Below are 13,423 nucleotides of genomic sequence, written 5' to 3' on the forward strand. Positions count from 1 at the left end.
GGCCCGGGCGTCTTTCGTCCGTCCGGCCTGGGGTGGCCTCATGTGGCCGGTGGGAGGGTCTGGGCGAGAAGGCGAAGCACGTTCATATTTCCCGGCATGGGATCACCCCGCGGCCGCCGTGCCGGACTCGTCGCCGTCCTCGCGTCCCTGGCCCTCGTCCTGACCGCCCTCCCGGCGTTCGGGCACGCCGAACGCCCGGTGCGCTTCCCGGCGGGCGACGGCGAGGTGCCCACCTACCGGGCGCCGCTGGCCTCGCCGCGGCTGGTGGTCTGCAAACCCGGGTCGGCCGCGCTCATCAAGGGCTACACCGGCGCGCTGCGCAGGATGAACGAGCGGCTGCTCAAGGAGTGCGCGTACGAGCACGTCCAGGCCGCCGTGAACGCCGTCGCCGAGCGCGGAACGACGATCTACGTCCTGCCCGGCACGTACAAGGAGGAGCCCAGCAGGGCCGAGCCGACCGGGCCGTGCGCCGAGCTCGCCGGGCGGCACCTGCTGTCGTACGCGCAGCAGTACGCCTGCCCCAACCTGCAGAACCTCATCGCGATCTTCGGTGACGTCACGCCGGAGAACGACGACTACACCTGCGACGGCCCGCGCTGCGACCTCCAGCTCGAGGGCACCGGCCGCGCGATGACCGACGTCGTGATCGAGGGCGGCTTCAAGGCCGACGGGACGTGGTCCAGGCTCAACGGCATCCGCGCCGACCGGGCCGACGGCTTCTACCTGCGCAACATCACCACCCAGCTCTTCGAGTTCAACGGCGTGTACGTGATCGAGCAGGACGGCTTCGTGATCGACCGTTCGCTGGCGCGCTGGAACGAGGAGTACGGCTTCCTCACGTTCGCCACCGACCACGGGCTCTACACCGACTGCGAGGCCTACGGCAGCGGCGACGCGGGCCTCTACCCGGGATCGGCCTCGCCCCTCAACGGCAAGCGGCACTCGGTGGAGATCCGGCGCTGCGACTCGCACCACAACGCCCTCGGCTACTCGGGAACGGCCGGCGACTCGGTCCTCGCCCACGACAACCGCTTCCACCACAACTCGGCCGGGGTGTCGATGGACAGCGCGTTCCCCGGCCACCCGGGCCTGCCGCAGAACCACGCCACGTTCCGCGGCAACCTCATCTACAGCAACAACGTGAACTACTACGGCAACGTCTGGGACGGCACCTGCAAGAAGGCCCCGCGCGACCGCGGCCACGAACGCGGCGTGGTCTGCCCGGCCCCGCCCATCCCGGTCGGCACCGGGCTGCTCCTCGGCGGCGGCAACGACAACCTCTACGAGCGCAACCGGCTCTACGACAACTGGCGGCACGGCTTCAAGCAGATCTGGGTGCCCGCGCCGCTGCGCGGCGAGAACGACCCCGCGAAGTTCCGCGACACCTCGCACCGCAACCGCTACGTCGGCAACGTCTTCGGCGTCGCGCCCGGCGGGCGGAAGGCCCCCAACGGCCAGGACGTGTGGTGGGACGAGCAGGGCGACGGCAACTGCTGGCAGGGCAACCTGTCGTCGCACGGGTGGGTGAGATCGGACCCGCTGTTCCTGCCCACGTGCGACAAGCCGTCGGGCGGTTCGGTGTTCTCCTGGCTCGGCCAGCCGTTCAAGGTGCTGTCCGGCCTGCCCTGCGCGGAGTACGGGCGGGACGAACCGCGACCGGCCGGCTGTGACTGGTTCGACACCCCGCGTCCGCCCAAGTAGCCGAAACCTCGCCGACAAAGGCGACACGCCGGACGGGCGGGGCCACGGGGCGGTGCCTGAGTGCCAGCATTGACGCCGTGAGCGACGAGAGCCCTGGGCAGCGCGTGAGACCGGACCGACCGGAGCCGTCGCGGGCCGCCGCCCGTGGTGGCGGATCGCCCGCGGACGGCGCCCCGGCGCGCCGCGACAAGCCCGCACGCGGCGCCGCGCCCCGGGGAGGCACGCCCTCCCGCGGCGGCGGCGCGTCCCGCGACGGGACGCCCTCGGCCGGAGCCACCGCCTCCGGAGCCACCGCCTCCGGAGCCGCAGGCGCCTCCGGGAGCACGTCCTCGCGCGGTCGAGCCGCCTCGTCCGGTGGCGCGTCCTCGCGCGGTGGTGCGGCTTCGTCCGGGAGCGCCAAGGGCGGGGGGTCGTCCGGGGGGAGTTCGACGCCGCAGATCGCGGGCGGGCTCGCGGGCGGGATGGTGCGGCCGCTGTACGTGACGGGGCTGGTGGGGGCTCTCTGGTGCGTCGGCATCGGGCTGGCCGTGCTCACCACGATCACTCTCATCGGCTGGATCGCCGCCCCGCGCAACGCGCTGGGGGCCGGGCTGCCCGGGGTCTTCCGCACGGCGGTCAACTTCTGGCTGGTCTCCCACCACGCGGGCTTCTCGGCGGGGCACGGCCGGGTCGGCCTGCTGCCGCTCGGCCTGCTCGTGCTCCCCGGCGCCCTGCTCTACCGCAGCGGCGGCTGGATGGTGCGCGCCGTCGGCATCGCCGGTACCGCGCGCCGCTACCGCGTCGGCGTCGTGCACGTCGCCGTCGCCCTGGCCGTGCCGTACGCGCTGCTGGCGGGCATGCTGGCGCTCGCCGCCGCGTCCTCGGCCGTCCAGGCGTCGGTCTGGCAGGCCCTGGTCGCCTGCTTCATGATGGCGGTCCTGGCCGGCGGGCTGGGCGCGGCGCGCGCCGTGGTGGCGCAGGGCGAGCCCGGGGCCCGGGTGCGGTCCGGGCTCGGCGCGCTGCTGAACCTGCTGCCGGACCGGCCGCGCTCGCTGGTGATCGGCGTCACCGGCTCGATCGCCGTGCTGCTCGCCTCGGGCGCGCTGGTCGTCGGGGGTTCGCTGGCCATGCACATGGCGGAGGCCGACCGGCTCTACGACATGCTGGCGCCCGGCATCATCGGCGGCGTCCTGCTGTTCCTGATCCAGCTGGCCTACCTGCCGAACGCGGTGATCTGGGGGATGGCCTACACGATCGGGCCGGGCTTCTCCGTCGGCGCCAGCACGACCGTCTCGCCGACCGGCGTCTTCCTCGACATCGTTCCGACGTTCCCGGTGCTGGCCGCCCTGCCCGAACCCGGCCCGGCGCCCGCGATCTCGCTGTTCGCGCTGGCCGCGCCGTTCGTCGCCGGCGCCGTCGGCGGCGTGCTGACCGTCCGCAACATGCCGAGCCCGGTGTACGAGGCGGCGCCGCTGTGGGGGTTCGTCTCGGGGGCGCTGACCGGCGCCGTCGCCGCGCTGCTCGCCGCCCTCTCCGGCGGCCCGCTGGGCAGCGGCCGGATGGCCACCATGGGGCCCTCCGCCTGGCAGGTGGGCCTGCTGGCCGCGCTGGAGGTCGGCATCTCCGCCGCGATCGCCGCCTGGATCGCCAACTGGCTGATCCTGCGCCGCCCGGCGGGGAACGCGGCCAAGGCCACCCGCACCAAGCGGCGCTGGCGCCGTCCGGCCCCGTCCACGGCCACCGCGCCCGCCACCGCGTCCACCGCCGCCAGGGCCGCGACGCCGCCGGCCGCCCCGGAGCCGCCCGCTCCGCCGGTGCCGCGCAAGCCCGCGCCGTACGCGCCGGACCCGCTGGAGTTCGAGGAGGCCGAGCCGATCCTGGCGCCGCGCAAGCCGAGCCGCCCGAGGGCGCGGTACGGCGAGCCGCTCCCGGACCTCATGGAGGACGCCGACGACCTCGCCGCGCCGGAACCGGAGCCTCGGCCCGAGCCCGCCCCGCGTGCAAGGCCCACGCCCGCCCGCGACGGCGGGGGAGCCGCGAGCGCGGACGCCCGCGACGGCAGGGAAGGCGCCTCCGCGCCCGCACCGGAGCCTCGCCGGGTCGCGTCGGAGGAACTGCACGTCGAGCCGGAGCCGGCGGAGGAGCGGCGGCCGGTGCCGCCGCCCCGCCACCGCGACGACCCCGAACGCACCGAGAACCGCGGCGGCGCCATCTACGTGCTCAGGGACGAGCCCGGCCAGGACTGAACGCCCGTTGCGGCCGGGCGGGTCAGCCCTTCAGGTACTTGCCCAGGCCGTCGTAGGTGCCGCGGGGCTGGCCGAACTTGTCCTCGACGGCGTGGATGAAGGTGTCCACGCAGGCGTTGGTGTCGGTGTGGGTGTTGGCCGCCGACCGGCACTCCTGGTAGTTCTGCCACTGCGGCCAGACCAGGGCGAAGCCGGCCACGAAGATGGCCGAGACCGCCAGGCCCGCCGAGCCGAGCGCGATGCCCGCCACCGCGCCGGGCGCCTGCGTCTGCTGGCGCCGCGCGGCCTTCCTCGCCTTGAACCCCACCACCAGGGCAGGAATGCCGAGCAGGATGCCCGCCGGGAAGAACCCCAGCAGGCTGATCATCAGAGCGCCGCCGCCCAGCCACAACGAGCGGATGCCCGTGCGGTCGGCCGATTCGCCCTTGCCGGGGTCCTTGCCGGGCTGCTCGGAGGGCTGGGACGCGAAACCGGGGCGGTCCTGGGAGTCACCGCGCTCCGGAAGGTCGGGGCGGCCGGGGGTTCCGGTTCCGCCGGCGCCCTGTCCGGGCTGCTCGCTCACGTTCGTCCTCCTGGCGGTTCTGACCTGTGGTGTCGGATGAAACGCGCCATCAGACGGCCGGTAGGCTTCGTCTGTTCCTACCAACCCACCCACCAGGGAGTCATGGTGTCCGCCCGGCTCGTCGTCCTCGTCTCCGGCGCGGGGACCAACCTACAGGCGCTGCTCGACGCGTGTTCGGATCCAGCCTACGGTGCGCGGGTGGTGGCCGTGGGAGCGGACCGTCCCGGAACGGGCGGGATCGACCGCGCGGCGGCCGCCGGACTGCCCACGTTCACCCGGCGGATCCCCGATTTCGAGAGCCGCGAGGGCTGGGACGAGGCGCTGGCCGCCGCGGTGGCCGAGCACGAGCCCGACCTGGTGATCTCGGCCGGGTTCATGAAGATCCTCGGCAAGACCTTCCTGGAACGGTTCGGCGGCCGGATCGTCAACACCCATCCGGCGCTGCTGCCCTCGTTCCCGGGCGCGCACGCCGTTCGGGACGCCCTGGCGTACGGCGTGAAGGTGACGGGCTGTACGGTGCACTTCGTCGACGAAGGCGTGGACACCGGACCCGTCATCGCCCAGGAGACCGTTTCCGTGGGCTGGCACGACGACGAAGACTCCCTGCACGAGCGCATCAAGCAGGTGGAGCGCCGGCTTCTGGTCGACGTCGTCGGACGGCTGGCCCGCGACGGCTGGACCACGCGGGGCAGGCGGGTCTCCATGAAGTGCAGGACCTGTAACACGTCAACCGACGATGAGGGGAGCTCGACCGGTGAGTCGGGTCACGATTAGGCGCGCGCTGATCAGCGTTTATGACAAGACGGGGCTGGAGGAGCTGGCCAAGGGCCTGCACGCGGCCGGTGTCGAGATCGTGTCCACCGGCTCCACGGCGGCCAGGATCGCCGCGGTCGGTGTGCCGGTCATGAAGGTCGAGAAGCTCACCGGGTTCCCCGAGTGCCTCGACGGCCGGGTCAAGACCCTGCACCCCAAGGTGCACGCGGGCCTGCTGGCCGACCGCCGCAAGGACGACCACGTGCAGCAGCTCGACGACCTCGGCGTCGAGCCGTTCGACCTCGCCGTGGTCAACCTCTACCCGTTCGCCGACACCGTCGCCTCGGGCGCCAAGCCGGACGAGTGCGTCGAGCAGATCGACATCGGCGGCCCGACCATGGTCCGCGCCGCAGCCAAGAACCACGCCAGCGTCGCGGTCGTGGTCGACCCGTCCGCCTACGCGGCGGTGCTGGCCGCGGTCGGCGCCGGCGGCTTCACGCTGGAGGAACGCCGCCGCCTGGCCGCCGCCGCGTTCTCGCACACCGCCTCCTACGACGTCGCGGTCGCCTCCTGGTACGCCAACGCCTACGCGCCGGACGAGGTCGCGGCCGAGTCCACGTGGGCCGACTTCCTCGGCGCCACCTGGGAGCGCAAGGCCGTCCTGCGGTACGGGGAGAACCCGCACCAGCGCGCCGCCCTCTACACCGCGGGCGACGGCCCCGCCGGGCTCGCGGGCGCCGAGCAGCTGCACGGCAAGGAGATGTCGTACAACAACTACGTCGACGCGGACGCCGCCCGCCGCGCCGCGTACGACTTCGACGAGCCCGCCGTCGCGATCATCAAGCACGCCAACCCGTGCGGCATCGCGGTCGGCGCGGACGTCGCCGAGGCGCACCGCAAGGCGCACGAGTGCGACCCGGTGTCGGCGTACGGCGGCGTGATCGCCGTCAACCGCCCGGTGACGGCCGAGATGGCCCACCAGGTCGCCGAGATCTTCACCGAGGTCGTCGTGGCCCCCGGCTTCGAGCCGGCGGCCCTGGAGCGCCTCACCAAGAAGAAGAACATCCGGCTGCTGGTCTGCCCCGACGCCCCGGCCAACCCGGCCGAGTTCCGCCGCGTCGACGGCGGCGTGCTCGTCCAGACCGTCGACCGGGTGGACGAGCCCGGCGACGACCCGTCCGGCTGGGAGCTCAAGACCGGCACCGCCGCCGACGAGGGGACGCTGCGCGACCTCGCGTTCGCCTGGAAGGCCTGCCGGGCGGTCAAGTCCAACGCCATCCTGCTCGCCTCCGGCGGCGCCACCACCGGCGTCGGCATGGGCCAGGTCAACCGGGTCGACTCGGCCCGGCTGGCGGTCACCCGCGCCGGCACCGAGCGCGCCGCCGCGTCGGTGGGCGCCTCCGACGCCTTCTTCCCGTTCCCCGACGGGCTGGAGGTGCTGACCGAGGCCGGCGTGCGGGCGATCGTGGAGCCGGGCGGCTCGGTCAACGACGACAAGGTCATCGAGGCTGCGAAGAAGGCCGGGATCACCCTCTACTTCACCGGGGTCCGCCACTTCTTCCACTGATCATCGGGATCCGTGCAGGTCACACCCCATGAAGCCGGACGGAACGGCCGCGAGACAGATGATCTCGCGGCCGTTTCCGCGAGTGGGGAGTTTTACGTTTAGCAGTTGGTAGCCTCGGGAACCGTCGCGCCCGTTGACCCCTTCTTGACTCCGGCGCGCCCGAGCGCTGAAGGAGGCGTCATGGAGACCCTGGCCACTTTCGTTATGGGCAACGTCGTCCAGACCGTGTCCCTGGTGATGGACGGACGTCAGGTGATCGGCCTGGTCGCCGCCGCCCTCGCCGCGATGCTCGCCGCCCAGCTCGGCTGGCACGGCACCGACCGCCTCATCGCCTGGCGCGGCCGCCCCGACGAGGACTGACCCCCGGCCCGACGAGGCCGGGCCGCCTGCCGCCCCCGCAAGCCCCGGCCCGCCGCCTCCGCAAGCCCCGGCCCGCCGCCGTCACTGGCAGGGCCAAGCCAGGCCGGTCTTTCCGGCCCCCGAACCGGCCCGGGAAGCTGAAGGTCAGGTGGCTCGAACGGCCAGTTTGGCGGTGAGGGCCTCCCTCGCGCTGGGCCATTCTGAGTCGATCATCGAGTAGACGGCGGTGTCGCGCAGCGTTCCGTCGGGCCGGATCCGGTGGTTGCGGTGGAGGCCCTCGAATCGGGCGCCGAGCCGCTCGATCGCCCGCCGCGACCGTTCGTTCGCGCTGTCGGTGTGCCAGCCGACCCGGAGCGCGCCCAGGTCCCCGAACGCCCGTTCCAGCAGGAGCAGCTTGGCCTCGGTGTTGATCCCGGTGCGCTGCCAGCGGGTGCCGAGCCAGGTGTGCCCGATGTAGAGGCCGCGGTGCGCGGCGTCGATCTCGTAGTACGACGTGGTGCCCGCGACCTCGCCCGTCGCCGCGTCGATCTGCGCGTACGGCACCCGGGCCCGCGCCTCGTACGCCGCCAGCACGGCCGCGACGATCTCGCGCATGCGCCCGGCGTCTGCGGGCGGCCGCAGGCTGAGCCACGTCCAGACGTCCGGGTCCTTGGTGGCCGCGAACAGCCCCTCGGCGTGGTCGAGGGACAGCGGCTCCAGCCGGACGTACCGCCCGGTCAGGACGGGACGTTCGAACCATGGGTCGATCATGGTCACGACGCTAGGCGCTCATCAGTCATGACCGAATAGCCACTTACGGTCGATTTCCGAAAGCCACTGACCGGCGAACGCCGACCGGCGAAGGCCGACCGGCGAACGCCGACCGGCGAAGGCCGAGCCGCGCCGGAGCGGGGCTTTCGGCGCGGCTCACCGGTCGTCGGAGCTCCTCCGCTCGATCAGCCCGGCGATGCCGTCGAAGATGCAGTCGAGCCCGAACCGGCGGCCGTTGTCGTCGAGCCGGTCGCCGACGTCGGCCATGGCGCGGTTGAGCTCGGGAAAACGTGCGCTGTGCTCCACGATGAGGTCGCCGATCGTGCCGGCCACGCTGCCCTCGGTGGTCCAGGGCTGGGTGCCCGCCGCAGCGGTCGACTGGGTGTTGCGGATGTGCGCGAACAGCAGGAACACCGCGGCCATCCGTTCGCCGCCCATCAGGTTGGTGTCGGCGAACGCGCTGATCGCCGAGTCGATCCAGCCGATCTCGTTGGGGCCCATCACCCGGTTGCCCGTCGTCACCGTCGGCAACCACGGGTGGCGGTCCCAGGTGGCGGTGAGCAGCCTGGTGAACTCCTGGATCTTGGGCCGCCAGCCGCCGGGCACGCCGGACAGCACGGGCGGCTCGCCCACCGCCGTGTCGATCATCACGGCCATGAGCTCGGCCTTGCCCGCCACGTGGCGGTAGAGCGACATCTTGGTGAAGCCGAGGTCGCCGGCCACCCGCTGCATCGACAACGCCTCGATGCCGTCGGCGTCGGCGATCTCGATGGCGGTCCGCGCGATCAGTTCGAGGTTGAGCGCTGGACGGGCCCGTCTGGCCGGCTGCTTGTCCTGGTTCCAGAGCAAGCCGAGTGCGGCGCCTTCGTCGGTCGCCATTGGGCCCTCCTTCTTCGCGATCGGGGTTGTCAAGCTCAACCCGATGTGTCTAGCGTACACCTTGTGTCCGCCGGACACATCAGCGTCTAAGGGAAACTTGGGCGTCTCCAGGACACACCTGTGTCCACGAGCCAGGGAGCCTCGTATGAGCACCAGCGTCTTCGTCAACCTGCACGTTCGCGACGTCGCGGCGTCCATCGCCTTCTTCGAGAAGCTCGGCTTCGCGTTCGACCCGGAGTTCACCAACGAGCAGGCCGGCTGCATGGTGATCAACGAGAACGCCTTCGCGCTCCTGGTGACCGAGTCGTTCTTCCGCACGGTCACCGACCGGGAGCCCGTGGACACCGCCACGGTGAACGAGGTCGCGATCGCCTTCGACGCCGACAGCCGCGAGCGCGTCGACGAGCTGGTCGAGACCGCGATCTCCGCTGGCGGCCAGGCGGCCGGCGAGCCGCAGGACGAGGGCTTCATGTACGGCCGCGGCTTCCGCGACCTGGACGGCCACCTGTGGAACGTCATCCACATGGTCCAGCCCGCCTGAACCCTTCCACCCACCCCGCGTGTCCGGCGACCGGGCCGATCGGTCCTCCGACGGCCCGAGCGCCGCCCCCCTCGTACCCCCCGAGACATGAAGGCCGAGACATGCACACCGAAACCTCCGGCGGGCCCCCCGCCCGCGCCACGGCTCGCGAATGGATCGGACTGGCGGTGCTGGCCCTGCCGACGCTGCTGCTGTCCGTCGACGTCAGCGTGCTCTACCTGGCGCTGCCGAACCTGAGCTCCGAACTCGGCGCCGACAGCGCCGAGCAACTCTGGATCATGGACATCTACTCGTTCGTCCTGGCCGGGTTCCTGGTCACGATGGGCACGCTCGGCGACCGGATCGGCCGCCGCCGGCTGCTGCTCATCGGGGCCGCGGCCTTCGGCGCCGCCTCGGTCGCGGCCGCCTACGCCACCAGCGCGGAGATGCTGATCGCGATGCGGGCGCTGCTCGGACTCGCCGGCGCGACCCTGACCCCGTCGACGCTGGCGCTGATCCGCAACATGTTCACCGACCCCAAGCAGATGGGGACCGCGATCGGCGTCTGGTTCAGCTGCTTCATGGGCGGCATGACGCTGGGGCCACTGGTCGGCGGGGTCCTGCTGACCAACTTCTGGTGGGGGTCGGCGTTCCTGCTCGGCGTCCCGTTCATGGTCCTGCTGCTGGTCGCCGGGCCGATCCTGCTGCCCGAGTCCCGCGACCCCGACGCCGGGCGGCTCGACCTGGTCAGCGTGGTGTTGTCGCTGGGGGCGATCCTGCCGGTCATCTACGGCCTCAAGACGCTGGCCAGGAACGGGGTGCAGGCGGACGCGGTCGCGGCGGTCGCGGTCGGTCTCGCCGTGGGCGTGTGGTTCGTCGCGCGGCAGCGCCGCCTCGCCGACCCGCTCCTGGACCTGCGGCTGTTCGGCAACCGCACGATCCGCTCCTCGCTGACCATCATGGTCCTCACCGGCATCGTGATGGCGGGCCTGTCGCTGCTCGCCACGGTCTACATGCAGATGGTGCTGGGCTTCTCCCCGCTGCGCGCCGGTGTGTGGCTCATCCCGCAGAACATCGCCATGGTCGTCGGGTCGATGGCCGGCCCGGCCCTGGCCCGGCGGATCCGGCCCGCGTTCATCATGGCCGGCGGTCTGACCCTGGCCGCGTTCGGGCTGGCCACCATCGCCCAGGCGGGCGACCACGGCCTGGCCGCCGTGGTGGTCGGCATGGTCGTCACCGCCCTGGGCATCGGCCTGCCGATGTCGCTCATCACCAGCCTGGTGATGAGCGACGCGCCCCCGGAGAAGGCCGGCAGCGCCGCGTCGGTGATGGAGACCGGCGGCGAGCTCGGCATCGCCCTCGGCGTGGCGACGCTCGGCACCCTCGGGACCGTCGTCTACCGCGAGCAGCTCGGCGAACCCGCGGGGGTCCCGGCGGACGCCCTCGAGGCGGCGAACGAGAGCATCACCACCGCGGTCGTCGCCGCCGGACAGCTGCCCGGCGAGGCCGGCGCCGCCCTCCTCGACGCCGCCCGTGACGCCTTCACCGGCGGGATGGCCACCGTCGCCGGGCTCGGCACGGTCGTCTTCGTCCTGATGGCGGTCCTGGCCGCGACCACCCTCCGCGGCATCCCCGCCACCGGCGACGCCCCGGCCGAAGCTCCGGGCGTTCCGGCCGAGCCGGAGGGGGACCCCTCGTCCCAGCAGCCGGAACGGGACGCGGCGCTGACCGTCTGAACCCCCGCCCGTCCCTCCGGGCACCGGACCGGCCCACCGCCGGTCCGGTGCCCGCTGGTCGCGGCGGCGGGCCGGAGGTCACACTTGACCCATGGACATGGTCAAGCTCCGTGCCTGGTGGGCCCGCAAGCAGGGGCTCGACGGCTCGCTCGCGCAGGCCGGCCCGGCCGAGGTCCTCGCCCGGACGGGCTGGGCCCGCTCGGTCGGCGGCGTCAACCCCTACCTCCAGCTCTTCAGCCGCGCCGGCGTCGCCCGCGAGACCGCCGATCAGGCCGTCGCCGACCTGGCCGTCCACGAACTGCCCTCCGCCCGCGGCTGTACGTACGTCCTGCCCGCGTCCGACTTCGCCGTCGGGCTCAGGGTGGGGGAGAACGCCCCGCTGGCCGAGGTCGCCGTGTGCGAGAGGCTCGGCGTCCCGCGCAGGGAGATCGACGAGGTCGCCGGCGCCGTCCTGGCCGCTCTGGACGAGGCGGGCGGCCCGCTCGACCCGCGGCGGCTGAAGGCGGAGCTGGGCGACGTCGTCCGCAACCTCGGCGAGGCGGGCAAGAAGAAGGGCGTCACCACCACGCTCCCCGTGGCGCTCGGCCTCCTCCAGAGCACCGGAGAGATCCGCCGCGTCCCGCTGACCGGCCGTCTGGACCAGCAGCGCTTCTCCTACGTCCGCTGGTCCCTGCCCGCCGCGCGTCCCACGGCCGAGGAGGCCCGCGCCGAGCTGGCCCGCCGCTACTGGACGTGGACGGGCGGCGCCACGCTCAAGCAGTTCCGGTGGTTCTCGGCGTTCACCGCCCGGGACGCCAAGGCCGCCGTCGAGCCCCTCGGGCTCGTCCCCCTCGACGGCGACCTGCTCATGCTCCCCGAAGACCGCAAGGCCTACGAGGACTTCACCCCGCCGCCCGGGCCCGCGTACTCGCTCGTCGGCTGGATCGACGGCCTCACCCTCCTGCGCCGCGACCTCCGCTCCGTCCTGGATCCCGCCGACGCCGCCCGCGTCCTGCCGTCCGCCCTGGCCGGGAAGCCCCTCGGCGACCTGGCCGACCTCCCCGCGCAGGGCATCGTCGACCGCGGCCGCGTGATCGGCCTGTGGGAGTACGACCCGTCCGAGGGGACGATCGTCTGGGGAACGTTCGGCGCGGCCGGAGACGCCCTCCGCGACGCCGTCGAGGCGACCGAGGCCTTCGTCCGCGGCCAGCTGGGCGACGCCCGCGGCGGCAGCCTGGACAATCCCGGCAAGCGCCGCCCACGCCTCGAAGCCGTGCGTTCCATCGGCCGATAGCATGGGGGCTACGCGACTGGCGCAGTCAAGGTGGATTCACCACCGGGGAGCGAAGGGCAGTCCGTGCACCGCGCGCCTGGGTGTTCGGGGCGAAGTTCAGCGCGGAGGAACACATGACTGCACAGATCCTTGACGGCAAGGCCACGGCCGCGGAGATCCGCGCCGACCTCAAGGCCCGCGTCCAGACCCTGCGCGAGCGGGGTGTCAACGTCGGCCTCGGCACCGTCCTCGTCGGCGACGACCCCGGCAGCCACGCGTACGTCAACATGAAGCACCGCGACTGCGCCGAGGTCGGCATCGAGAGCATCCGCCGCGACCTGCCCGCCGACGCCTCGCAGGAGGACGTCGAACGCGCCGTCGCCGAGCTCAACGCAGACCCCGCCTGCACCGGCTACATCGTCCAGCTGCCCCTTCCCAAGGGCCTGAACGAGCAGCGGGTCCTCGAGCTCATCGACCCGGCCAAGGACGCCGACGGCCTCCAGCCGGTCAACCTGGGCCGCCTCGTCCTCATGGAAGAGGCCCCCCTCCCGTGCACGCCCAAGGGCATCGTCGCGCTCCTCCGCCGCTTCGAGGTGCCCCTCCGCGGCGCCGAGGTCACCGTGATCGGGCGCGGCATCACCGTCGGCCGCCCGCTGGGTCTCCTGCTGACCCGCCGCAGCGAGAACGCGACCGTGACGCTCTGCCACACCGGCACCCGCGACCTGGAGGCCCACGTCCGCAACGCCGACATCGTCGTCGCCGCGGCCGGCGTCCCCGGCCTCATCACCGGTGAAATGATCAAGCCTGGCGCGGCCGTGCTCGACGTCGGCGTCTCGCGGGTCGACGGCAAGCTGGCGGGCGACGTCGCCGCCTCCGTCCGCGAGACCGCCGGCTGGGTGGCCCCCAACCCCGGCGGCGTGGGCCCCATGACCCGCGCCATGCTCCTCGCCAACGTGGTCGAGGCCGCCGAGGCCGCCACCCGCGCCTGACCCGGACCCGGCGCCTGCCCGCGTCTGACCGGGACCGCGCCTGACCCGGACCCGGCGCCTGCCCGCGTCTGACCGGGACCGCGCCTGACCCGGACCCGGCGCCTGCCCGCGTCTGACCGGGACCGCGCC

Annotated in this window: 12 protein-coding genes and 1 riboswitch; of the genes, 9 read left to right on the forward strand and 3 right to left on the reverse strand. The window is 73.1% G+C overall.

All coding sequences use genetic code 11. From position 1 onward, the window contains the following. The first annotated feature begins 96 nt into the window (after positions 1-96). Both ABZ810_RS46925 and ABZ810_RS46930 read left to right on the forward strand, forming a co-directional pair. On the forward strand, positions 97-1,701 hold the full coding sequence (locus ABZ810_RS46925; RefSeq protein WP_358415108.1) for a right-handed parallel beta-helix repeat-containing protein: 1,605 nt from the start codon (positions 97-99) through the stop codon (positions 1,699-1,701). Between the two features lie 77 nt (positions 1,702-1,778). Then, a complete protein-coding gene (locus ABZ810_RS46930; RefSeq protein ID WP_358415111.1) occupies positions 1,779-3,926 on the forward strand; it encodes a DUF6350 family protein in 2,148 nt (715 codons plus the stop codon). Positions 3,927-3,948: 22 nt separating this feature from the next. Here ABZ810_RS46930 and ABZ810_RS46935 read toward each other — a convergent pair whose 3' ends face one another. Further along, complete coding sequence (locus ABZ810_RS46935) at positions 3,949-4,488, reverse strand: DUF4190 domain-containing protein (protein ID WP_358415114.1); 540 nt, start codon at positions 4,486-4,488, stop codon at positions 3,949-3,951. A gap of 102 nt (positions 4,489-4,590) precedes the next feature. Between ABZ810_RS46935 and purN the strand changes: the two genes are divergently transcribed. The 3 genes from purN (at position 4,591) to ABZ810_RS46950 (ending at position 7,168) form a co-directional block, all read left to right on the forward strand. Then, positions 4,591-5,262 carry a phosphoribosylglycinamide formyltransferase gene (purN, locus tag ABZ810_RS46940; RefSeq protein WP_358415117.1) on the forward strand — a complete coding sequence of 224 codons (672 nt, stop codon included), beginning with the start codon at positions 4,591-4,593 and terminating at the stop codon, positions 5,260-5,262. Continuing rightward, positions 5,243-6,808, forward strand: a complete 1,566-nt coding sequence (purH, locus tag ABZ810_RS46945) for a bifunctional phosphoribosylaminoimidazolecarboxamide formyltransferase/IMP cyclohydrolase (protein ID WP_358415119.1) — start codon at positions 5,243-5,245, stop codon at positions 6,806-6,808. Before purN ends, purH begins: the two co-directional genes overlap by 20 nt. Positions 6,809-6,988: 180 nt before the next feature. After that, complete coding sequence (locus tag ABZ810_RS46950; RefSeq protein ID WP_358415122.1) at positions 6,989-7,168, forward strand: hypothetical protein; 180 nt, start codon at positions 6,989-6,991, stop codon at positions 7,166-7,168. A gap of 144 nt (positions 7,169-7,312) precedes the next feature. Here ABZ810_RS46950 and ABZ810_RS46955 read toward each other — a convergent pair whose 3' ends face one another. Together ABZ810_RS46955 and ABZ810_RS46960 are read right to left on the reverse strand one after the other, a co-directional pair. Beyond that, the gene (locus ABZ810_RS46955) at positions 7,313-7,918 is read right to left on the reverse strand and encodes a GNAT family protein (RefSeq protein WP_358415124.1); all 606 of its coding nucleotides are present in this window, start codon (positions 7,916-7,918) and stop codon (positions 7,313-7,315) included. 156 nt (positions 7,919-8,074) lie between these two features. After that, entirely contained in the window at positions 8,075-8,797 is a 723-nt protein-coding gene (locus tag ABZ810_RS46960; protein WP_358415127.1) for a TetR/AcrR family transcriptional regulator C-terminal domain-containing protein, read from the reverse strand. A gap of 145 nt (positions 8,798-8,942) precedes the next feature. Here ABZ810_RS46960 and ABZ810_RS46965 point away from each other — a divergent pair, with 145 nt between their 5' ends. The 4 genes from ABZ810_RS46965 to ABZ810_RS46980 all read left to right on the forward strand — a co-directional run bounded on the left by ABZ810_RS46965 (position 8,943) and on the right by ABZ810_RS46980 (position 13,294). Beyond that, positions 8,943-9,338, forward strand: coding sequence for a VOC family protein (locus ABZ810_RS46965; protein WP_358415130.1), 396 nt, complete (start codon positions 8,943-8,945; stop codon positions 9,336-9,338). 101 nt (positions 9,339-9,439) lie between these two features. After that, the gene (locus ABZ810_RS46970) at positions 9,440-11,053 is read left to right on the forward strand and encodes an MFS transporter (RefSeq protein WP_358415133.1); all 1,614 of its coding nucleotides are present in this window, start codon (positions 9,440-9,442) and stop codon (positions 11,051-11,053) included. A gap of 91 nt (positions 11,054-11,144) precedes the next feature. Then, on the forward strand, positions 11,145-12,326 hold the full coding sequence (locus ABZ810_RS46975) for a crosslink repair DNA glycosylase YcaQ family protein (RefSeq protein WP_358415136.1): 1,182 nt from the start codon (positions 11,145-11,147) through the stop codon (positions 12,324-12,326). 2 nt (positions 12,327-12,328) lie between these two features. Next, positions 12,329-12,415, forward strand: a riboswitch (ZMP/ZTP riboswitch). Between the two features lie 24 nt (positions 12,416-12,439). Beyond that, on the forward strand, positions 12,440-13,294 hold the full coding sequence (locus ABZ810_RS46980; protein WP_358415139.1) for a bifunctional methylenetetrahydrofolate dehydrogenase/methenyltetrahydrofolate cyclohydrolase: 855 nt from the start codon (positions 12,440-12,442) through the stop codon (positions 13,292-13,294). The last annotated feature ends 129 nt before the right edge of the window (positions 13,295-13,423 follow it).

Source organism: Spirillospora sp. NPDC047279 (genome assembly GCF_040643285.1).
In the GTDB taxonomy this organism is placed as follows: Bacteria; Actinomycetota; Actinomycetes; order Streptosporangiales; family Streptosporangiaceae; genus Spirillospora.

What these genes read in the sequence shown, in the direction of transcription:
- purN (WP_358415117.1), top strand. Translation starts at nt 4,591, where the DNA reads ATGGTGTCCGCCCGGCTCGTCGTCCTCGTCTCCGGCGCGGGGACCAAC.
- ABZ810_RS46955 (WP_358415124.1), bottom strand. Translation starts at nt 7,918, where the DNA reads ATGATCGACCCATGGTTCGAACGTCCCGTCCTGACCGGGCGGTACGTC.
- ABZ810_RS46965 (WP_358415130.1), top strand. Translation starts at nt 8,943, where the DNA reads ATGAGCACCAGCGTCTTCGTCAACCTGCACGTTCGCGACGTCGCGGCG.
- ABZ810_RS46960 (WP_358415127.1), bottom strand. Translation starts at nt 8,797, where the DNA reads ATGGCGACCGACGAAGGCGCCGCACTCGGCTTGCTCTGGAACCAGGAC.
- ABZ810_RS46980 (WP_358415139.1), top strand. Translation starts at nt 12,440, where the DNA reads ATGACTGCACAGATCCTTGACGGCAAGGCCACGGCCGCGGAGATCCGC.
- ABZ810_RS46950 (WP_358415122.1), top strand. Translation starts at nt 6,989, where the DNA reads ATGGAGACCCTGGCCACTTTCGTTATGGGCAACGTCGTCCAGACCGTG.
- ABZ810_RS46970 (WP_358415133.1), top strand. Translation starts at nt 9,440, where the DNA reads ATGCACACCGAAACCTCCGGCGGGCCCCCCGCCCGCGCCACGGCTCGC.
- ABZ810_RS46975 (WP_358415136.1), top strand. Translation starts at nt 11,145, where the DNA reads ATGGACATGGTCAAGCTCCGTGCCTGGTGGGCCCGCAAGCAGGGGCTC.
- ABZ810_RS46925 (WP_358415108.1), top strand. Translation starts at nt 97, where the DNA reads ATGGGATCACCCCGCGGCCGCCGTGCCGGACTCGTCGCCGTCCTCGCG.